Source organism: Mycoplasmopsis fermentans PG18 (assembly GCF_000209735.1).
GTDB classification, from domain to species: domain Bacteria; phylum Bacillota_I; class Bacilli_A; order Mycoplasmatales; family Metamycoplasmataceae; genus Mycoplasmopsis; species Mycoplasmopsis fermentans.
In genome coordinates this window covers 959,266-982,020 of sequence record NC_021002.1, presented here as the reverse complement: position 1 = coordinate 982,020, position 22,755 = coordinate 959,266, and the positions used below count along the sequence as shown (strand labels likewise).

The window sequence follows — 22,755 nt, the reverse complement described above, 5'->3', positions numbered from 1 at the left end:
TTAAAATTCTCATAAAAAGTTTGACTTTTTCAATTTAAATTTTTTCTAATATAATTTAATTAAAAAATAGCTTTTTAAATTCTTGCCTTAGTTCAATTGTTATTTTGGATTTTTCTTTGTTAGTGAGTCTTTCAATTGAACCAAGGCGCTCACTTTTTTTGCTATCGCATTCTCCAATTTGAGTATTTTATTTTCTTCCTTTAATTGTTTAATTAATAAATCTTTATTTTCTATTTTATTTTCAATATTGATTTTAAAATTTGTTGCCTTTTGAGCATCTAAATTTATTTTAGATTTTCTTCCTTTTTTCTTTTCCATAGCAAAAGAATTATAACCAAACTTTTTGTATTTTTCTATTACTGAATAGCATGCTGAATAAGAGTTTTCCATTATTTTAGATATTTCTAAAATACTAAATTCTTGAAAATATAATTCGATAATTTTTATCTTTTGATCAAGTTTTAATTTTAAATAACCTTTTATATCTCTATTTCATTTGTTTCTTTTTACTTTTTTAAATTTAAATTGCATAAAAATGAACCCCTTTCCAAAAAGTCCGGAATTTGGGGTTCACTCTACTTTTTCAATTTAATTTTTTCTAATATTAATTTAATAAAAAATAGCTTTTTAAATTCTTGCCTTAGTTCAATTGTTATTTGGAATTTTTCTTTGTTAGTGAGTCTTTCAATTGAACCAAGGCGCTCACTTTTTTTGCTATCGCATTCTCCAATTTGAGTATTTTATTTTCTTCCTTTAATTGTTTAATTAATAAATCTTTATTTTCTATTTTATTTTCAATATTGATTTTAAAATTTGTTGCCTTTTGAGCATCTAAATTTATTTTAGATTTTCTTCCTTTTTTCTTTTCCATAGCAAAAGAATTATAACCAAACTTTTTGTATTTTTCTATTACTGAATAGCATGCTGAATAAGAGTTTTCCATTATTTTAGATATTTCTAAAATACTAAATTCTTGAAAATATAATTCGATAATTTTTATCTTTTGATCAAGTTTTAATTTTAAATAACCTTTTATATCTCTATTTCATTTGTTTCTTTTTACTTTTTTAAATTTAAATTGCATAAAAATGAACCCCTTTCCAAAAAGTACGGAATTTGGGGTTCACTCTATTGTAGAAAACTTTTAGTATTTTTTTCAAATGGCAATTTTATTTTAAAAAAAATATAGAATTAAATTATGGGAATGTTCCCATGAATGTTTTATAAAACATTAAAAAATTACTATTATTTTTTTAAGGAGATAGATTTTATGGCAAAAACAACTATGAAAGCTTTTGTTGTTGAAAAACCAAAACAATGAAGTGTTAAGGAAGTTCCAATTCCAAAACCAGGGCCTAAACAAGTTCTTATTAGAATGGAAACTTCAGGGGTATGCCACACAGACTTACACGCTGCAAACTATGACTGATTGGTAGAACCTAAATATCCATTAATTCCAGGACACGAAGGTATCGGTATTGTTGAAAAACTTGGTCCAGGATGTACACGTCTTAAAAAAGGTGACAGAGTTTGTCTAGCATGATTACATGATGCTTGTGGATTATGTGAATGATGTTTACAAGGTGAAGAAACACTTTGTCCTAAACAAAACATGTCAGCTTACACATTTGATGGATCATTTGCTGAATATGCAATTGGACACGAAGATTATGTAGGAATTGTTCCAGAAGGATTAGATTTAATTACTGGAGCACCTGTAGTATGTGCTGGTGTTACAACCTATAAGGCAATTAAAAGAGCTAAAGCTCGTCCAGGTTACTGAATGGTTGTTATCGGTGTTGGTGGACTTGGCCAATTAGCAATTCAATATGCTAAAGCAATGGGATATAGACCTATTGGTATCGACTTAACAGATGAAAAATGCGAATTAGCTTTAAAATCAGGAGCAGAATTTGCATTCAACTCTAAGAAAGATCCAAACTTTATTCAAAAACTTATTGAAAAGACTGGTGGTGGAGCTCACGCTGTAATTAACACATCAGTTGCTACAATTGCTGGTGAACAAGGCATGGAAATGCTTCGTCGTGGAGGACGTCAAGTATTAGTAGGCCTTCCATCAAAAGACAAACTTGGTAAAGACAACATTGGCGTTTCAGTATTCTGAACAGTATTGTTCGAAAAAGAATTAGCTGGATCAATCGTTGGTACAAGACTTGATTTACAAGAATCACTTCAATATGCTGCAGAAGGAAAAGTTAAATCAGAAGTTACAAAAGTTATTAAACTAGAAGAAGTTTCAGAAGTATTTGAAAAACTTCAAAAAGGTGAATTCTTAGGACGTGCTGTTATTGACTTTGGTTACAGAGGAAAGAAATAAAATCTGCCTAAATTTAGACAAGACCCATAGTGGTCTTGTTTTAAAGTCTTGTTTATTTTTTAAAAAATTAAAATATATACTATAAAATAATTATAGTAATTAAAAAAAGGAAAATAATAATGTATAGTAGAACTAAATTTATTCCGCTAATAGTATTATTAGCTTTTGTAGTTGGCTTTTGTTTATTGTTCATTTTTGGTATGCAACCTGAAATGATCATCAAAGAAGAAGCCAAACCAGCAACAACTGAATTTGGAGTAGGATTCTTTGGCACTTGAAATATGTGCGCAGTTGCTATTTCAATGAAGGATGGATTTGCTGCTTGTAAAGAATTTATAAATAACATTTTTCATAATTCAACTTCAATTTCATTAATTGGTGGCTCAATTATTGCTTTAGTTGCAATTGCTTTATTCTTTATTCTTTCAACAGCTACAGTCATTGTTTACTTTGTAACATCAATAGCTCATATAGCAAGAAAGAATTGAGTCTTTGGAACAATCTTAATCATTTTAGCAGCAGCTACAATAGCAGGTATTACAATAAGTTGTTTATATGGACTTGTATATTCAAAAATAACTAATTCTTCTTTAAGCGTAGAAGAGTCAGTTGACTTATTGAGAAAACTTATAACTTGAAACAGCATTTTAACAATTATTGTCGCAGGTTGTTCAATTGTTATTTCAATTATTGCAATGATTTTTCAAAAGAGAAAATTTGCTAAAGAAAGTTAAAACAGGCAAGTCCTGTTTTTTCTTAAAAACCTATAAAACACTCAAATAAATAAAATATGCACATCATAAAAATGTGCATATTTATCTAAATTATTTAGTTGCTTTTTTTGCAGCACTAACTTTTTTAGTTGTTGTAGTTGCTTTTTTTGCAGCTGGTTTTTTAACCGCTACTTTAGGAGCGGTTTCTTTTTTAACAGCAGCCTTTTTTACAACTGGTTGTGAAAGAGCACTTGAAACTCTTTCTGGATATACTGAGGCATATGTTCTATTTCTTCTTGTTTCAAATTTTACATATCCTGTAATTAAAGCAAATAATGTATCGTCATTTCCACGTCCACAATTTGTACCTGGGAAAATCTTTGTACCACGTTGTCTAAAGATAATTGATCCAGCTGTACAAAATTGTCCGTCACCTAATTTGATTCCAAGTCTTTGACCACGAGAGTCACGACCATTACGGGTTGAACCACCGGCTTTCGTATGTGCCATGTTATAATCCTATCCTACAATTTTTGTAATTTCTACACGTGTGTAAGGTTGACGGTGTCCCAATTTTCTCTTATGAGTTGATTTAGGGTTGTGACGATATACAACTATTTTTTTTGCTTTGCCTTGTTTTTGGATTTTTCCAGTAACTTTGGCTCCTTTAAGATATGGTTTACCAATCTTATTGTCGATTAATAAAACCTTGTCAAAGTCAACGGTTGAACCTTCTTTACCTTCAATTTTTTCAATAAAGATGGTTTGGCCTTCTTTAACTAAAATTTGTTTGCCTCCAGTTTCGATAATAGCAATCATGCTATACCTCCTGAATTTTGTGGCTCATCTTTAAGGTGGCTTATAAGCTCTTAAACCTGTTCAGAATGGTTACAAAAGTAACATGGTTATTATATAACAAAAATATTAATTAAAAAAATAAATATTTAATATAAAATTAATATTATGAATAACAACGAAAAAGATACTACCAAACTAGAACAAGTGCATAACCTTGAAGTTAGTAAAGAAGCTATTCAAGAAGTTAAAGATATGGTTTTTGAAGCAAAAAATCAAATCCAAGAACCTAAAAAGGAAATTCTTGATGAAAAATCTCTTGACAGTCTTGAAATGGTCCGTCATAATTATGAAAAAGATAATCCTAAAAACAAGGAAGTTAGGAAAAGAATTGCTAAACTCTATGCTCGTCGTTTAGTTTTTATCTTTTTATCAGCATTGGTCTTTAACTTTGGTGTGCAAGTATTCTTAAATAGAGGTGAAACTATTCCTAGTGGACTTAGTGGAGCTCCCTTATTAATTAACTTAATTGCACCGAGTACTAAGCCTTATTTTGCTTTAATTTACTTAGCTTTTAACTTACCGCTTCTTTTAGGATTTGGATTTAAGATTAAGAAAAGTTTTACTTTGATGACACTAGCTTTTATGCTATTTCAAATATTAACTAATTTGATATTAACTTCAGTTCCAATTGGAGAAAATAAAATAGTTTTAGACTGATTACATGAACATATTAATTTTGCACCTGGTTGAACTAAAGAAATAAAAGTTGGAAGTGTAACTTTAGAAAATCCTAATTCTTGACCAATTTTTGCTTATGGAGCTATTGGTTCAGGTTGTGCTGGAACAGCAATTGCTATTGCTTGAAAAAATGGCGGATCAACTGGCGGCACAGATATTGTTGCTTATTACTTCTCAACTAAAAAACAAAAAAGTGTTGGCAATATCTTAAGTCTTATTTCAATCATAATGACTATAACATTCTTAATCATTTTTGGTTTTGCTCAACCACATCATAACTATGCAAAAATTTTAACAAATGGTGTTGGAACTCAAATTATTGAAGATTCAGGTAACAGAGTATTCTTCGGAATGAGAGAATTTACAACATTCTTCTATATATTGGTTGTTAACTTCTTAATTAACTTTATTTATCCTAAATATAAAAAAGTTGCAGTTGAAATTTCTTGTGGGCCTTCACCAGATTTAGTGTTAGCGTACTTTAAGAAAATTAACTATTGACATGGCTACACTGTTGTTGAAGGCATAAGTGGTTACTCAGGCTTAAAAACATATAGTGTAGTAACTACAATGCTTCTTTTAGAAACACGTAGCATTATTCGTGATTTAAAAACTTTAGATACTAAATTATGAATTTCAGTTAAACCAGTAATTGGAATTTCAGGTAGCTTTATTACTAAATATGTCGACGAAAAATAATCAATTAATGGACTTTTTAAAAAGTTCATTTTTTGTATAAGCCTATAAAACAGTTAAATAAAACAAAAGGCTAATCCTTTTGCTTTAATATTATGGTTATTTTATTTCTTTTATAATTCTTGCAAAATTATCAAATTTTGCTTGAGCTTCTTGTTGATCTTTACCAAATGCAAAAATGTAAAATTTGATTTTTGGTTCTGTTCCTGATGGTCTTAGTGCAAGTCAAGAATCGTCATTTGAGAATGTAATTTTAATCATATTTGATTTAGTAAAATCAGTTTTTTTGTTAAAGTCATCAACAATTTTATTGTCTAAATCTAAGTTAATAAAACTGTTTTGAATATTACTTAATGATGTATTTTCATCAGTCATAATTTCAACATTACCACTAACAATGTAACCATTTTCTTTATATATTTCATTTAAAGCATCAACAATTGTTTTGTTTTCTTTTTTGTATTCTGCAGCTATTTTAACTAAAATAGCAACTGATTGAATAGCATCTTTATCTCTAGCTAAACTTTCATCAATTAATGAACCATAGCTTTCTTCAAAAGCAAACATGCAGTGTTGATCTTTTTTGATTTCTTCATTTATTATCATTCCAATTCATTTAAATCCTGTTGGAACTTCATAAACTTTTATACCATTTTTTCTAGCTAAAATTGCTGGCATATTTGATGAAACATATGAGTAAACCATGTATTGATTTGCAAAATTACTTATACTTGATTTACTAATCAAGTAATCAAAAATAATTGTTGCTGTTTCATTACCATTTAATCTCACATATTCGTTATTATGTCTAACAACTAAACCGACTCTATCGCTGTCTGGATCAGTTACTAATATAATGTCTGCGTTATGTTTTTGAGCTTGTTTAATAGATTTGCTGTATGTTTTTTCTCTTTCAGGGTTTGGATATTTGCAATGTCTAAAAGATGTACTTGGATACATTTGACTTTTGACATAATGAACATTTTCAGGTTTTAATCTGTATCTTTCAATAAATTTATTAAATATATCAGATACAAAATCACGTCCTGTCCCGTGTAATGGAGAATAGATTAACGAAATATCAGATAAGTCAACAAGTCCTCCTAATTTAAGAATCCTATCGATATATTCATTGTAAAGTTTCTTTGGATAAAACTTATGGTTTTTCAGTTCTTTAAAAATAGCTTCTTTTTTAGGAACTTTAAGATTTTCATCATATTTTGAATAATCTTCAAAATAAGCACTAATTTCTTTAATTTCTTCAGGTAAGCATTGACTTCCCATGTCGTTGTAAAGTTTTATTCCATTATATTCTGCTGGATTATGACTTGCTGTAATGTTAATTCCACCTTGAGCATGTTCTCTTAAAATTGCAAAACTAACAAAAGGTGTTGGAGTCAAGTATAGAGGAAAAATAACCTTAATGTCATATTGGCTTAAAATTTGAGCACTTAAGGTTGCAAATGTAGCTGAGAATCTACGGTTATCACGTCCAATAACAACAGTAATTGGATTAATGTGGCTATATTTGTTTTTTAAATATTTAGCAAAACCATGAATAACTCTTTGAACATGAGCTACATTTAAATGGTCTTCACCAGAACCTAAAATTCCTCTAATTCCAGCTGTTCCAAATTCTAATTTTTTGTTCATAATATATATAATATAATAACAAATAAAAATTTTTAACATATAATTCAAAATATGCAAAAAAATGAGAATTTTACCAATAATATTGCAGCCAATGAAGATGACAAATCTTTTAATGAATTATCATTTGGCAAAAAGTTTAAGCAACACTTCGCTAAGTCATTTCGTCTTAGTGTTTTAGATATTGCTTTAGCAGGTATATTATTGGCAATTCATTTTGTTGTTGCAATAATTTCTAAGTTTACAATTTTAAAAATAATACCCTTAGAAACTGATGCAATTTTTTTTATATTATATGGAATCTTTTTTGGACCACTTAAAGGATCTTTAATATCATTTTTAGCTGATACTTTTATGATGCTTTTAACTGGTACAATTGGAACTTGGTATTATCTTTATGCATTGATTCCAATAGGCATTTGTATTTTAAGCTCCTTTTATTACTTTTTTTATCGTGCTAGTTTTTTATTTAGAATTATTTTTCCAATAATTGTAATTTCAGTTGGTTTCGCTTTATTACTCTATGTTGTTATAAATAGTGGAAATGATAAAGGTTATCATATTAAAGGAATTAAGAAGCTAAAATATTTACCTAAAAATGCAGTTTTATGAATGCTCTTAATATATTTTAATTTCAGTGTTATCGCATTTATTTTTATTATTTTTCAATTGCTTTTTGCTAAGAATAAAAAAGTGAAAAAAAGATGATTTGATTATCTATTTGTCTTCAGTATTATTATTTTTATTATGATCATTTTTAGATGACTAATTGGGCCTTATGTTTACATTAATTATTACAATTATCTTTATGCTGGCAGAAAGTCATTAAATTATACTGGTGAGCATTATTACTTAATCACTATTCCAATCCTTTTAAAAAGCCTTATTACTATCCCAATTTACTCAATAATAATGAATCCAATTTTTTCTGTGGCCATTTTATTAAAAGAAAAATTTGTGGAAAAAAATAGCAAAATTTCATATTAATTATTTTTACTCAAAATTTACTAAAAAGTCTATAAAACAGGCTTTTTAGTTTTTTTATTTATTTGCTTTTGGCATTGATATATCAAGCAATAAATTATATTAATTTATATATTAATATAATAAAAGTAGAATCAAAATTTATTACTTTATTATTTCCAAAAGTGAGGGCGGCAAGTTTTAAGAAAAATGCATTTTCTTAAATTGTCTGCTTAAATTTTAATTTAAAAATCATTTTTTTCATATGAAAGTGAAAAAATGCAAAAGAAAATACTCCAGCGTAAGCTGGCAAAATCCAGCGCAAGCTGGAAATTTTATATTTATTTTGTTAATTCAAAAGTGAGATCTCTAAAACCTATGGTCTTGCTTTTGAATTAACAAAATATGTTTATCCAAAATTCAAATTAGATGGCATATTTAAAGATAATTTTAGAAACTATGGCAATGATACAGAATACTATCTTAAAGATAAAAAAGCAGTCAATAAAATACTTGTTTTAGCTAACACAATAAAAAATCATACAAACAATTTTGACAATTAGAAACTAAATTTAAAAACACACCAACTAATATTAATGTAATTGCAGCTAATAATTCTAAAATAGAAAATATTTAATTATTTTCAATAGTGATACAGGATTAATGTTAGTTGAATTAAGTTTTTAAAATAACTTAAAATTACTAAAAACATTGTTTTATAAGCATTTTGGTAATTTTTCTTTATTTGATTTGCAAGCTTGTACTATTAAGATAATTTATTTTAATATAATATTTGTATTAAAGAAGGTATAAATGAGTAAAAAAACAAGAAAAAAATTAGCATATTTTTCTTTAATTGCACCTATCGCTTTATGTTTAAGTGCAAGTTGCACAAGTGTTAAAAAAGATTATTAATTGTGAAACAATGAAAAATTTGTTGAAAAAATATAAAGAATTTGTCTTATGAAGGTGAATTTAAAAATGCAAAATTTATTGTGCCTTTTAACAAATCTATTAAGCCTTCAAATGTTATGTATCAATTAACAATTTATTCTTTTGCAGATCGCAATAATGATGGTATTGGCGACTTTATTGGACTAAATGAAAATTTAGAATATTTTAGCAATTTAGGAATTGATACTTTATATCTTTCACCAATACATCCAGCCAGCTCATATCATGGCTATGATGTAATTGATTATACAGATGTTGCTCCTGAATTAGGTGGCATGGAAGCCTTTGATCAATTTTTAATAAATGCCCATAAAAAAGGCATAAAAGTTATTATGGATTGAGTCATTAATCATACTTCATTTGAGCATCCATGATTCCAAGCAGGTCTTCAAAACAAAGACGAATTTGACAAATTTTATAATTTTTACAACTTCCAATATAATTGTGAAAAGAAATATGGTGTTGATGATTCTAGTACAAGAAATTTATTTTACAATATAGATTCTAATCAAAAGTCTTCATATAAAAGATATGTTGCTGAATTTTGAGGCGGTATGCCTGATTTAAATTTAAAGAATTCCAAAACAAGAAAAGAAATTATTAATGCTATGAAATTCTGAGTTAAAAAAGGAGTTGACGGTTTTAGATTTGATGCTTTTTATTACATTATGAATTCAGAAAATAAACATGAATTTAAAGACGCAACAGGCTTAGAAAAGAGAAAATTATTTAATGAGCAAAGATTAGCCTTAAGAGAAGTAATAAAAGAAACTAAAGATCAAAGATCAAGCGATGATATATTTTTCTTTGGTGAATGATGAAATAAACCAAGTAAAGCTCATAAATATTTTGCAATTAATGATACAACAAAACCTTATGAAGAAAGAATTGGCTTAAATATTGTAATTGATGGTTCTCATTTTAAAAATGGTTTTTTTATTGAAACTTCAAAAAAAGATTATGAAAAAATTTTAAAAGAACATGAAGTTGAAGGTCATATTAGAACATGATTACCATTCTTAGATAACCATGATGAAGATAGATGAATTAACAAGCGCTACTATAATAACCAATTGATTTTTGGAGTTAAAACTTTTTATCTCGAAATTAAGCAAAATGATTTTAAAGTTTTAAATGTAATGAGTTATGGATTAAGTAACCTATTAATTCAAAGTGGCAATCCAATTCTTTATAATGGTAATGAATTAAATATGAGAGGTGGCCCACAAGCACATTCTGATGCCTTTTTAAGAGAAGCTTTTAAATGAAGTAATAAAAAAACCAAGTAGATTTTTATGAAAGACGTTCGGGTATTGAAACTAGTCATATCTTTTTGAATTTATCCAAGAATGAGAATTCGATTGAACAAGCTCATAAGAATAAAAAATCTAATTTTAATTTAGCCAAAAAAATAATTAATTATCGTAAAGAAAATCCAAAAATGTTTGCTGAAAAAGAAAATACTTATGCTAATTTAGATGATCTCTTTAAACCCGGTTATGATTATAAAGGACTTGGATATAAATTAGTTAAAGCAAAGCAAAAAGATAAAAAGTTTTTAGTTTTAGTCAATTCAATTTATTATCATACAGCTTATGGTCAAGAATGAAATCTAGTCTTTAAGAATGCTCCAACTAAAATTAATGTTATTTTTTCTAATAATTCTTCGATAAACAATGAAAAAATAACTTTTAGTGGGAATACTGGTTTAATGTTAGTTGAATTAACTTATTAAAAATTAAAATCTCATATATGAGAAAATTTCCACAATTAGATTAAGTTAGATTAAGAATAAGAATATATAAAATGCACAAAAAACAGCAAAAAGAAATTTTTTACACTAAAATTTGTTGTTTTTTGAATTTTTTATTATCTTGAGTGGTCAAGGGTAATGTTCCTATATTTAATCAAGAATTGCACACTGACAAGGCATATATTTTAATTTTAAAATATAATTTATTTAGTTAATTATGCAAAAAAACAGGAGATTAGAAAACAAAAAAAGTACAAAAGTTTCATTTAAAACTAGAATGAGATGACTTTTTTTAGGCAAATGACCAAATGAAAGAAGATCATTACCTAAAATTCTTGAATACATGTTATTAGTTTTTACTCAAATCATTATTTTGATTTTAGAAATATTAATTTTGTATTTACTAGGCAAAAATAAATGAACTTTTGAAGGCAAATATTTAGAAAACATAGTTAGCGAAATAAAAAGTTATACTTATAGAATTTTATTTTCAGCTGCATTACTTTCTTATATATTTGCAATATTCGTTTGCATTCATGTTTACTATATTTTGGATAAAACCGAATTTTACAAATGAAGCGGAATTATTGCAACAATATTTGTCTTAACTTTTTTTAGTCCACTAGCAATTATCTTTTCAATAGTTGCTTATGAAAAAAATCTAATCGTTTTTGAATAGTTAGCTAACAAGGAGAAATTATGAGTAATTTTAAGAAAACTTTTAAAAAAATAGCAATTGGCTTTGCAACCTTAGCAGCTCCAGTGACAGCATTAGCTACAATTAGTTGTGGTACTACTGAAAGCAAAACAATTTTAATTGCAGTTGATGGCGTTCAACAAAAATTCTATGACAAAGCAATTGAATTGTTTAAGAAAACAAAATCAGGCCAAAATGGCTATGAAATTAAAACAATAGCTAAAGATGTTTGAGGTGCTTTAGAAATGCCTACAGGGGCAACAGATGAAAAAATTGTGCCAGATATTTTTTATGCACCACATGATAGAATTACAACTTTAGTTGCATCTAATGCAGTTGCTGATTTAGATCAATTTTCACCAGGATTATTAGATCGTATTGCTAAAAAAGTTAAAGCAACTGAAGAAGAAAAGAAACAACTTAGATCATTTGGTTCAGTAGTCGGTATTGAAAAAATTACTCAATTACCAGCTGAAAAACTTTTTGGTATTAGACACAACACTGAAGGTGTTATAGTTGCTTCAACAAAATCTTTAGCAGATGTTAAAAAAGACTTAGCTAAACCTGAAAATGATACATTGCTAAAATTAGTAAAACAAGGTCGTGCATTTTTAAGATTCCAAGACTTCTGATATGGTAATGGTATTTTAGGCGCTGTAGCTCATGAATACAAAGCTGAAGATATGATGAAGAAATTACTTTTCTTAAAAAATGGAAAAATTTCAACAGGTCTTTACACAGAAAATCCTATCCATGTTGAATTCAAAAAAGCAGTTGATTTAATGTCAGAATTCTTCTTTCCTATATATGAAGCTGCATATATCCTAGACTCAGGAGCATATGCTACTTCAGTATGAGGCAAAAGAAATATTAAACAAGATGACTTAAAAGCATTATTAAGTAATGACATGGGCGCTGTAAATAACAAAGTATTTGAATTAATGAAAGAAGGCAAACTAGAATATGGTTTAATTGGTACTTGAGATGTTCAAGTAGCTCAAAAATCAGGTAATGCCAAAACATTCTTTAATGCAGGCAAATTAAATGACGCTTATACATACCGTCAAGCTTCAAGTTCTTGATCATATTTAGTAAACATTAGAAATAATGGTAAATCAAAAGCAAGAAAAGAAGCTATTGCAGAATTTCTTGAATGTGTATTTGATTCTCAATCATTCTATGAATACTTCAAGAGCGATTCAAAAGTTCCATTTATTGTAGACTTACAAAAAGAATTAAAAACAAAAGTTGATCAAGATTCAGCCGCTCAAAATGCAAAATTACAAGAATTAATGAGCAAATTGAAATATACAGATGCTGCTGAATTTAATAGAGATTATGATTCATCAATTCAAGTAATTAATAATTTATCAAATGTAGGCGATTCTCCAAGTGCAAGTACTTGAGAAAATACAGCGAATGATGACCCACTTGCGGATTCAAATATGTATTCAGCTAACAATTTACCAGTACATGCTGTGTTAAACAGTACTTTAGAATCTAAATTAGGCATGAATTTCAAAGATATTCGTGATAAATATACTGAAAAAGGTACTGGATTACGTAATGCATTAGCAGCAATTTTAGGTTTGGAAAAACTTTCGGATTTACAAGGTAATGGCCAAACTTGACAAGTAGCTTTTACAAAATTAAACGAAGCAAATGTTTTAAATGAATTATTTGCAAATGCAAAACAAGGTGACAATTCGTTCCATATTAGAAAGCTTGAAAAAATCATTTTTGGTGCTGATGGTGACAATGGTAAAGAATACGATGCTGTTGTCGAAAAATTCAAAACAGCATTAAAAGAAAACAAATTGCAAGATTTAATCAATGCAAAAATTGCTGAAGCTAAAAAAGTTTCACAACTTTTATCTAAAAAAGCAGTAGCTGATGAAGTTATTACAAAAGCAGTTAAAGCATATCTTTACGCAAGATACATTAACCAAGCTGAAGTTAGAAATCTTGGTGACAAATTAACTAAAGAATTTCAATTTCCAGCAAAAGATAAAAGCACTAAAGTGCCAGCTTCTAAAGTTATTGAAATTGTTGAACAATATAGAAAAAATCAAACAGTTGACTTAATTTATCAAACATTATCTTCAACTAAATCATTAGCTGATGGTGGATTGAATGTAATTCAATACCAACCAGGACGTATTGACCAATCAAATCCTCAATTTGGTAATGTTGCATGAAGTTCATGAAATGATGCTGTATTTGGAAACAAATTATTATATTCTGAAATTGCAACAACAACTAAAACACTTGACGCATTTAAAAAAGTGATGTATGAAAAATTAACAGCAATTTACAAAGAAAAAATTGACACAATTAATAGTTCAACTGAATCGACAGCTGTTATTAGATTTGAATAATGGATCAAAATCCATACATTAAACCCAAATTAAATATAGACAAATTTAGTTTTTACTTTTTAGTTTCTTGTTTAGCAGCAATTACAGTCTTAATGATTTTTTGAGTCTTAATTCCTTTTGTTTATGGTTCTAAATTTATAGAGACAAGTCTTAGCGATGAAGAAAAAGCACAAATTGCTAAACAAGTGACAATAACTAAAATTGTTTCCTATATTGCAAACTCATTAGCATTAATTTGCTTTCTAATTTACATTGTTCTATTAAGGCATAAATTAAAAGCAGGCTATGGGTTTTTAATTATATGAATTTTAGTATTTGCTCTTTTAGGAGCTTTGCCTTGATTTAGAGGCACTAGAGTTTTATTAAAACAAGAAATTATTATAGGAGTATTTATTACAATCTTTTGTGTAATAATACTTTCTTATCTAATCTTTTTAACAGTCAAATTACATTTAGCTCGAAGAATGCACCATTATGAATGGTACACATTGAATAAAGGACATTTAATATGGAAAAATTAAAACTTTTTAACTGATATGGAGAAGAATTTGACACAATTCTTTCTGAAGAACAAGATACCTTAAAAGCCTATAAACATCATGTTAGAAATGTTGTTAATAGGCGTATCGATAAAATTAATTCACAAATGAAGATTAACAAAAATTTATTTTTACGAGCTAGAACAAAACTACAAGATAACTTAAAAAGAGAACTTTCAAGTTTATATGCGGCTTATTCAAATAAAATTAAAGCTATTAAAGATGCTATTAAAAAGATATCGTTTGCTGATAACGAAATCTCAATGATTAAGTATGAAATTAAAGCGTTAATAAAAGAAAAAAAGGCTCTTAAAAAATATGTACTAGAATTTCAAAAATCACTAAGACTAACAGCTGACATTGATGAAAAGAAGAATGAATTATTAGAAGAATTAAAGCAAAAAACAATTAAAGAAGAAAATAAAATTCTTTCTAAATATGCTTTATTCAATATAACTCTAAAATATCTTAAACATAATTCAGATCTTGATTTTGACATCAATAAAATTAAAAACTATTTGCATAAACAAGAACTAAAAATATTAAATACTTTAGAAGACCCAAAATCTTATTTCCAAAACTTTTATCAAAAATTGGAAAAACGTCGTTTAGAATTAATTGAAAAACGTAATTCACTAAACCACAAATATCAAAATAATAAATTTATTGAATTAAAGATTTATAAAGCAAACAAATACAACATTAAATTAGAAACAAATCAAAAAAATCTTGCTTTAGAATATGAATATAATCAAAAAGCAGAATTACAAAAACAAGAAGTAAAAGCATATAAAAAAGAAGCATATGCTAAAATCGAAGAACACAAAAATGAGATTAAACGTGTTGAAAAAGGCAATATTGAAAAAATTAAAAAAATAAAGCAAAATGGAAAATCAAAAATTAAGATTGTAAATCAAAATTTCAAGCAACAACTAAAGAAAATCGATGATTTAGTTGCTACTAGAAATTACCAACAATATTTAGAATTTTTAGCTAAAAATAACTTTATAGATTCTAATAAAGATGAATCTATAAAAATTACCAAAAAATCTGTTTTACAGTCATTTAAGAAAAATAAACAACTTGTCTATAATGACAAAAAAACATCTGCTTTAGCTAAAATATTTAAAAAATTATTGTTTGGTTTTTTTAACACAAAAAGCCTAAAAAAAGAATTTGAATGATTGCTTAAATCTGAACTTTATTTCAAAGAATCGGCAATTTATGAAAAATATTCTTATGAAGGAAATTATAAAAAAGAATTAGCTTTAGCCTTAAAAGAAAGAGCAATAAATGCTGAGCAAGTAAGACTAAAATTCTTATATGAAAAAGTTTTAGCTATTTATGAAACAAAACTAAATTCTTTAAATCTTAGCTCAAATGAAAATTCTAACATTTTAAAAGAACAAGTTAGAAACAAAGAACAATATCAAAGCGAAAAAGAATTAGTTTCTAACAAGAAAAAACAACTTTATAATCAATATCTTGAAACAGTTAAGCAAACAGCTTTAAGATATAAAAATAAAGAAATATCAAAACAAGCTTTTAAACATAGTAAAATGGAAGCAAAGATTGATTATAATGAAAAAAGATATGAATTAAAACTTCAAACTAACAGTCTTAAAAATAAAGAAATTTTATCAACTTGATTCTTTAGAAGACAAGCCGAAATGAAGGTTGTTTCAAAAATTTATGAAAGTAAAGTTAATGAAGCTGTTAAAACTGTACCAATTGAATGTACACGTAATATTAAATGATTAGCAGCAATAATTAGTTTTATTTTCCCTGGACTTTCAGAATTGATATTCTTCAAACAAAAAACTAAAGGGATTCTTTTACTTTTAGTAACCACATTATTGTATGCAATTTTTATTCCTTTTAGTTTCGGAGCTTATACTACTGGTATTGATGGTATGGAAGGGATTCTGAGTTTCATTGACTTAGGAGCTCGACACTTCAATTCTAGCATGGGCATATTTAGAGATGCTCGGCGTTACCTTTTTGGTGGTGTCATATCTGTTATTATCTTAACAATAGTATTAATTTACTTTACAGTTTGTTCAATTATTGCATTTAGAACAGCTAAATTAATGGAAGAAGGGTCACGTCCAAGTAAATGATCATATACAAAAAGATGATTAAATACAAGCGGCTTCCCTTGAATGATTTCAATTACAGGTTGAATCTTAATGTTATTTATTGTTCTAGCTCCTATTATTACTTCAGTTCTAATTTCATTTACTGACTATGGATACATGCATCAAGCCCCTACTCAAACCAGTTCATGAGTTGGCTTGAAACAATGAGGACTTTGATGAATTTATCGTAATAATGGAATTCTAACAGCTCTAGAAAGAATTATTGGTTGAACATTTATTTGAACAATCGCTTCAACTCTTTGTCCTATTTCACTCGGTATTATTTTAGCGATATTAGCAAATAATAATCGTCTTAAAGGAAGAAAATTCTTTAGATTAATCTTTATTATTCCTTGAGCAATTCCAGCTTTCGTTATGTTGTACTTCTTAAGAAGTGCTTTTGTTAATGGAACAACAGGTTATATTAATATGATTCTATTAAAACTTCATTTTGTTAATAGACCTATTGAATGACTTAACAACATAACCTCAGCTCGAGCTATCTTAATTGTTGTTCAAACTTGAATAGCTTATGCCTTTATCTTCATGTTAGTTACTGGTAACTTACAAGCAATTCCAAAAGATATTTATGAAGCTGCTTCTATTGATGGAGCCAAAAATTATCATAAATTCTTTAAGCTAACACTACCTTCTTTATTATTAGCAATTGCCCCAATGTTAATTGGTCAATTTGTTGGAGCATTCAACAACTTCACAACTATTAGTATCTTTAGTGGCGGAGGCCCTGCGTTTGCTAAACCAACTGCTTATCAAGAAGGTGCAACTGATATTCTAATTTCATTTATCTATAAACTAGCCACTGGTGCAGTAAAAATTGAATCTGATCAAGCTTTTGCAGCAGCTTTGACAACTCTTGCAGCTCTATTAAGTATCGCTGTAGCAGCTAGAGGATTCATTAAATCTATGACAAGGAGGGACTAATAATGAATAGTGAAAACAAAATTTATGATTCAATTGTTGATAACATTTCAACTAAAAAAGTTATCAACAAAAAAGTTCGTATCAACTATAACTTATCAGATACTAAACCTCCAACACCAATGGAAATAGTTTGACTGTTCTTTAATTACTTAATCTTAATTTGTTGATCCTTGATTGTGCTTTTCCCTGCGGTTTCACTAATTGTGGCCTCACTAAATGTTAACAACCAAAGGGTTGTAGCCATAACACCTTTTAAATTTGGCTTTGACAACTTTACTTATTTATTTACAAGTGAACGAAGCTATTTTTTAAGATGATATGGTAATACATTATTGCTAGCATTCTTAACTATGGTTATCTCAACCATTTGTGTTGCTTTGAATGCTTATGCTTATTCAAGATTTAAATTCGCTGGTTCAAAACACTCATTAACTATTATTATGATGTTGCAAATGATTCCTGCCACTTCATCTCTTATTTGTCTTTACATTATTGTGCGGATGGGGAATGATTTAGGAATTAATTCAATATTAATGCTGGTTATTATTTATTCTGGTGGAGCTATATCTTCAAATACCTTTATGCTAAAAAGTTATTTAGATACAGTTTCAAGAGAATTAGATGACTCAGCTAGAGTTGATGGATGTTCTAACTGAGGATTATTCTTCAAAATACTTCTACCAGTTATTATGCCTGCTTTAATTATGACTGCTCTATGATCATTCTTAACTCCATTTACGGATGTTATCTTACCGAAATTTGTTTTAATAAGTAACGAAGAAAAAACTTTAGCTGTTGGATTAGATATTTTACTTAATGCTGAAGAAAAACATAAAAATGCTGGTGCTTATGCAGCTGGCTCAATACTAGCTTCTCTTCCTGCCTTTTGTCTATTTATGTACTTACAAAAATACATTGTTGGTGGCTTATCTGAAGGAGCTGTGAAAGGATAAAATATGTGATTTAAAAAGAAAAATAAAGACTTGAATAATACTCAAAATCAAAATGAAGATTTTGACGATTTATCCTTTGAAACAATTAATTTGGACAAAATGCTAGATGAAATCGGTGAGCTTAGAAATATTGAAAAAGGAGCTCATATTGAACTAAAAGGATTATCTAAAAAATATGAAGGTAATGAAAATTATACACTTGAAAATATTAATTTAGATATTCAACCAGGTAAATTTTGTATCTTTTTAGGACCTAGTGGTTGCGGTAAAACTACACTACTTAGAATGATTGCGGGATTAAATTCAATTACAAAAGGTGACTTATTATTCAATGGCAAAAGATATAATAACCTTTTACCTAGTGAAAGAAATATTGCAATGGTTTTTCAATCATATGCTTTATATCCTCACATGAACGTTTACAATAATATTGCTTTTGGTTTAAAAATAGCCAAAGAAAGAAAAGACGTTATTGACAAACGTGTTAAGGATGTTGCTAAAATTCTAAAAATAGAAGATTACTTATACAGAAAACCACGTGACTTATCTGGTGGTCAAAGACAACGTGTGGCAATAGGTCGTGCTATTGCTCGTAAACCTCAAGTGTTCTTGATGGATGAGCCTCTTTCTAACCTTGATGCAAAACTTCGTGAAAGTATGCGTCGTGAAATTGTTAATATCCACAGAATGCTTGGCGCAACCAGTATCTATGTAACTCATGACCAACTTGAAGCTATGACAATGGGTGATCAAATTGTTGTCTTCAATGATGGCTCAATTCAACAAAATGGTACTGGCCGTGACTTATACTTCAAACCTGCTAATGTCTTTGTAGCTAGATTTATTGGTTCTCCAACCATGAATGTTTTCAAAGCAGCATGCGAAAACGGCAAAATTGTTAGTGCTCAAAAAGACATTAAAATTAAAGCCCCAAAAGAATATTTGGAACAATTAAAAGACAAAAAATTAAAAATTGGTTTTAGAAGTGAAGACATCAAAATTCATGCTTCTGAAGTATCAAATTCAATTCATGCAACTATTAAAAATATTGAATTAATTGGTAAAGAACAACTTGTAACTGTTAAATTGGATAATGACGATATCGAACTTACAATTACAGCAAGCAATTCAGATACTTACGAGCTTTATTCAAAAGTTTACATTGAATTTTATGAACCTAGAATCCATATCTTCGATGCGGAAACAACAAAACGGATTAATTAATGTTCAAAGTTAACCAAAAATTAAAAAAATCTAAAACAAATTATTTAGCTCGTAAATCTTTATTAGTATTATCAATTATTATTACAATAGTTGCAATAGCAATATTGTTTGCTTTTCTCTTTTTATTCTTAAAAAGAATAGATGAAGAATTAAATTGACTTCGAGATGTAGATCCTGCTGCTATCAAGTCAACTAAAGAAAAGATTTACAATAGTTCTTTTGCAAACTCTCCTTCTTATGGTCTTAAAAATTTCCTTCCTGCATTAATAATGATTAATATAAATATTCTCTTCATATCTTTAATCATTAATTGTATTGCAGTAATTCGACTTTTCTCAAATAAAAGTAATGCAGACAAATACTTTATTTATCTTATATTTCTCCAATTAACCTCTTTTTGTTTATTCTTTTTTGCAATCTCACTAAGTCCTAATAAACTTAACAAAGTTATTGACTTTAAAGAATTAAGCGGTTCAGAATATGCTATATATCAATTTTTAGATAAAATGAACATTACTTATGCATGAATTGGAATGTTCGTTATACTAACAAACTTTATTTTGTTAATTGTTGCTAAAACAAAATATGGATATGTTAAAAATGACCAAATTATTGCTAAAAGCAAAATTGATACTAAGGACTTAGAAAAACAATTAATATAATGATTAAAAAGGTGCTTCGGCATCTTTTTTGATACATCAAGATTTTTATTTAAAAAATATTTTAATATTTAAAAAAGTTAAAATTATTATTATGAAAACAAACAAATTAAAAGAAAAATTTATGAACTTTATTAAAAAAATGAAACTTAAAAAATTCATTAAAAAACATCCAAACCAAAATTATGTATCTTGAGATGATGCAAAATATTTAATAAAAAATCCAAATTTAACTTACTTAAATTTAGATCAAAAAATTGAAACTTGCAGTATTAATAAATCAAAATTAAGCAGCAATGTTATTTATCAAATTTTGGTTTACAATTTTGCGGATGGTAATAATGATGGCATTGGTGATTTTTACGGATTAATCAATAAAATAGATTATTTGGTAAATTTAGGTATTGACCAAATATGACTTAGTCCAATTCATCCTTCATCAAGTTATCATGGATATTCAGTTATTGATTACTGTGATGTAGCACCTCAATTAGGCGGCATGGAAGCATTTAAAAAATTCCTAAAATTAGCTCATTCAAAAAGTATAAGAATCTATTTAGATTTAGTTTTTAATCACACTTCTTATGAACATCCTTGATTTCAAGCAGCTTTAAAAGGTGACAAAAAATATGAAAATTATTATAACTTCAAACCACTTAAAAATGATTTAGATGCAAGAGTTGATAATGAAAAATTAAGAAAAAGATATAAAAACATTGATCAAAATTTTAAAGCTACAAATAAAAAATTTATTGGTCGCTTTTGAGGCGGTATGCCTGATTTAAACTTAAATAATTCAGATGTAATTAATGAACTTTGTGCTATTCAAAAATTTTGAACTAAATTAGGTGTTGATGGTTTTAGATATGATGCCTTTAGTGAATACTTTTCTTCTGAAAGCGAAACTAAAACCAATTTTAATGAAGCAAAAATATTTCATCTTTTAAGACAAGCAAGCAAGGAAATCACTCAAAAGCAAAATCGTGAAGAAGTGTTTATGATGGGTGAGTGATTAAGTGAAGCATTAAAAGCTTTTGAATATTTTACCTATAATAATCAAAAAGCACTAGACTCTACTTATGATGGATGAGAACATTTTAGAGATAATGATGATGTGCGTTTAGATTTTTCTTATTTACAAAGCCTTGTTGCTAAATACCAAAATACAAAATTTCAAGCACCCTGAATTCCTTTTTTAGATAATCATGATACTTTTAGATGATTAGACAATTATCGACGCCAAGTTAAAAACATTAGAAACTATCCTAAAATCACAGAAGATGAAAAAGACAGTATTAGAGCTGCTTTGCTTTATCTTTTAGCTTTGCCTGCTAAACCAATAATTTATTATGGTGATGAATTAGCATATGCAGGAACTAGAAGCTTTGATGATCCTGGTTTAAGAGAACCAATGAAGTGAAAAAACCATCAAGAAATATCAGCTATTTACGAAAAGAAATTAGATGCTTGTCAATCAAACTTATTTTTAAATGTATCTAATTCGCTTGATTATGTTGAAAATGAAATAGCACCAGGAAATAGTATCTATAATATGATTGCTTTAATTAATAAGCTAAGAAAAGATTATTCTTTTTTAAGTTTAACTAATATAGAAACTTTAGTTGATCCAAGATTAGTAGTAGACAGTAAAGATTATTCAAATGTTATTGTCCGTAAAGATCTTAATGATGATAAGAATTATTTAATGTTTGTTATTTACAATCATAAATGTCAAAATAATGTTCTTCAAAAGATTAGCAGGAATTATCACTTTGAAGCATTATATGAATATAAATGCAAAAATATGCCATGAGGAATAATAATGCAAAAATATGCTTGTGGTATTTATAAGTTAACAAAAAAATAGCTTTATTTTTTTAAAATTTAAAGGTGTGTATAATATTTATATTATGGATTTACAAGAAAAGAAGAAAACACAAGTGATTATTGATTATTTAATTGATTTGATTAAAACTCAAAAAGTACCAACAAACAAAATCTTGCCAAGTGAGCATTCTTTAATGATGCGTTTTGATTGTTCAAGAAGTATTGTTGTTAAAGCATATCAAAAATTAGAAGCATTAGGAGCTATCTATTCAATTTCAAAAAGAGGACATTTTGTTGCTGAAAACTTTCACAACTTAATTAAACCAATTAGTTATCTTTTAGGAGCAACAGCTCAAGAAGGAAAAGAAATAAAAAGCAAGGAATTACCTCAATGAATGGTAGATAAAAGAATTCTCTTTGTTCAAGGTTTTAGAACTTTTGAAAAAACTTATTATAAAGATAATGAGGTTTTAGCAACTTCTGAAATTTATGTAAGCTGTAAAAATATTGAAGTTGATGAGGAAATTAATTTTAATAAATCTTTAACCGACTTATTAATTGAGCGCGATGGTTTAAATAATATGGTTTATTCATTATCTTATGAAAATGTTAAAAAATTTGGATATGAAAGCTTGGTAGTTGTTTCATTTTTTGGCTATGATGAAGATAGCATTTCTGTAGCTGGAAAGTATTATATTAATCCTAAATACTTTAGATTTTTCCATCAAGAATTTTCATTAAAATCATAATTATATTTGTAAAATATTAAATAAAGTACTTGTAAAAAAAGTGCTT

Annotated in this window: 17 protein-coding genes and 3 pseudogenes; 15 read left to right on the top strand and 5 right to left on the bottom strand. The window is 27.5% G+C overall.

Going from position 1 to position 22,755, the window contains the following annotated elements; all coding sequences use genetic code 4:
- Both MBIO_RS04465 and MBIO_RS04460 read right to left on the bottom strand, forming a co-directional pair.
- A pseudogene (locus MBIO_RS04465) lies at positions 1-531 on the bottom strand (IS3-like element ISMi1 family transposase); the annotation flags it as partial.
- Positions 532-578: 47 nt separating this feature from the next.
- Positions 579-1,084 (bottom strand): annotated as a pseudogene (locus MBIO_RS04460) (IS3-like element ISMi1 family transposase); the annotation flags it as partial.
- 201 nt (positions 1,085-1,285) lie between these two features.
- Between MBIO_RS04460 and MBIO_RS04455 the strand changes: the two are divergent.
- Both MBIO_RS04455 and MBIO_RS04450 read left to right on the top strand, forming a co-directional pair.
- A complete protein-coding gene (locus MBIO_RS04455) occupies positions 1,286-2,338 on the top strand; it encodes a zinc-dependent alcohol dehydrogenase (protein WP_041594285.1) in 1,053 nt (350 codons plus the stop codon).
- Positions 2,339-2,457: 119 nt separating this feature from the next.
- Positions 2,458-3,072 carry a hypothetical protein gene (locus MBIO_RS04450; RefSeq protein ID WP_013527025.1) on the top strand — a complete coding sequence of 205 codons (615 nt, stop codon included), beginning with the start codon at positions 2,458-2,460 and terminating at the stop codon, positions 3,070-3,072.
- Between the two features lie 219 nt (positions 3,073-3,291).
- On the opposite strand, the pseudogene rpmA reads toward MBIO_RS04450, so the two are convergent.
- A pseudogene (gene rpmA / locus MBIO_RS04445) lies at positions 3,292-3,561 on the bottom strand (50S ribosomal protein L27); the annotation flags it as partial.
- Positions 3,562-3,570: 9 nt separating this feature from the next.
- On the bottom strand, positions 3,571-3,870 hold the full coding sequence (gene rplU / locus MBIO_RS04440; RefSeq protein WP_013354830.1) for a 50S ribosomal protein L21: 300 nt from the start codon (positions 3,868-3,870) through the stop codon (positions 3,571-3,573).
- Positions 3,871-4,014: 144 nt separating this feature from the next.
- Here rplU and MBIO_RS04435 point away from each other — a divergent pair, with 144 nt between their 5' ends.
- Positions 4,015-5,286 (top strand): YitT family protein, encoded by a 1,272-nt coding sequence (locus MBIO_RS04435; RefSeq protein ID WP_013354829.1) that lies wholly within the window; start codon positions 4,015-4,017, stop codon positions 5,284-5,286.
- A gap of 96 nt (positions 5,287-5,382) precedes the next feature.
- Here the strand turns inward: MBIO_RS04435 and MBIO_RS04430 are convergent, their stop codons facing one another.
- Entirely contained in the window at positions 5,383-6,936 is a 1,554-nt protein-coding gene (locus MBIO_RS04430) for a phospho-sugar mutase (protein ID WP_041594284.1), read from the bottom strand.
- 51 nt (positions 6,937-6,987) lie between these two features.
- On the opposite strand from MBIO_RS04430, the gene MBIO_RS04425 reads away from it, so the two are divergent.
- The 12 genes from MBIO_RS04425 (at position 6,988) to MBIO_RS04370 (ending at position 22,709) form a co-directional block, all read left to right on the top strand.
- Entirely contained in the window at positions 6,988-7,920 is a 933-nt protein-coding gene (locus MBIO_RS04425; RefSeq protein ID WP_013527023.1) for an ECF transporter S component, read from the top strand.
- Positions 7,921-8,852: 932 nt separating this feature from the next.
- On the top strand, positions 8,853-10,139 hold the full coding sequence (locus MBIO_RS04420) for an alpha-amylase family glycosyl hydrolase (RefSeq protein ID WP_232048382.1): 1,287 nt from the start codon (positions 8,853-8,855) through the stop codon (positions 10,137-10,139).
- Between the two features lie 44 nt (positions 10,140-10,183).
- Positions 10,184-10,585, top strand: a complete 402-nt coding sequence (locus MBIO_RS04415) for a hypothetical protein (protein ID WP_013527020.1) — start codon at positions 10,184-10,186, stop codon at positions 10,583-10,585.
- A 235-nt stretch (positions 10,586-10,820) separates the two neighbouring features.
- Positions 10,821-11,282: a hypothetical protein gene (locus MBIO_RS04410; RefSeq protein WP_013527019.1), complete on the top strand. Its 462-nt coding sequence runs from the start codon at positions 10,821-10,823 to the stop codon at positions 11,280-11,282.
- A 20-nt stretch (positions 11,283-11,302) separates the two neighbouring features.
- Complete coding sequence (locus MBIO_RS04405; protein ID WP_013527018.1) at positions 11,303-13,678, top strand: lipoprotein; 2,376 nt, start codon at positions 11,303-11,305, stop codon at positions 13,676-13,678.
- On the top strand, positions 13,678-14,199 hold the full coding sequence (locus tag MBIO_RS04400) for a hypothetical protein (protein WP_013527017.1): 522 nt from the start codon (positions 13,678-13,680) through the stop codon (positions 14,197-14,199). Before MBIO_RS04405 ends, MBIO_RS04400 begins: the two co-directional genes overlap by 1 nt.
- Positions 14,187-17,297 carry an ABC transporter permease subunit gene (locus tag MBIO_RS04395; protein ID WP_015511284.1) on the top strand — a complete coding sequence of 1,037 codons (3,111 nt, stop codon included), beginning with the start codon at positions 14,187-14,189 and terminating at the stop codon, positions 17,295-17,297. The genes MBIO_RS04400 and MBIO_RS04395 overlap by 13 nt, the downstream gene beginning before the upstream one ends.
- Positions 17,298-17,299: 2 nt before the next feature.
- Positions 17,300-18,250: a sugar ABC transporter permease gene (locus MBIO_RS04390; RefSeq protein WP_041594266.1), complete on the top strand. Its 951-nt coding sequence runs from the start codon at positions 17,300-17,302 to the stop codon at positions 18,248-18,250.
- A 3-nt stretch (positions 18,251-18,253) separates the two neighbouring features.
- Positions 18,254-19,474 carry an ABC transporter ATP-binding protein gene (locus MBIO_RS04385; protein ID WP_013354818.1) on the top strand — a complete coding sequence of 407 codons (1,221 nt, stop codon included), beginning with the start codon at positions 18,254-18,256 and terminating at the stop codon, positions 19,472-19,474.
- The gene (locus tag MBIO_RS04380) at positions 19,474-20,136 is read left to right on the top strand and encodes a hypothetical protein (RefSeq protein WP_013354817.1); all 663 of its coding nucleotides are present in this window, start codon (positions 19,474-19,476) and stop codon (positions 20,134-20,136) included. The genes MBIO_RS04385 and MBIO_RS04380 overlap by 1 nt, the downstream gene beginning before the upstream one ends.
- Before the next feature lie 91 nt (positions 20,137-20,227).
- Positions 20,228-22,000: an alpha-amylase family glycosyl hydrolase gene (locus MBIO_RS04375; protein ID WP_232048381.1), complete on the top strand. Its 1,773-nt coding sequence runs from the start codon at positions 20,228-20,230 to the stop codon at positions 21,998-22,000.
- Between the two features lie 43 nt (positions 22,001-22,043).
- Positions 22,044-22,709: a GntR family transcriptional regulator gene (locus MBIO_RS04370; protein ID WP_013354813.1), complete on the top strand. Its 666-nt coding sequence runs from the start codon at positions 22,044-22,046 to the stop codon at positions 22,707-22,709.
- Positions 22,710-22,755: the final 46 nt, after the last annotated feature.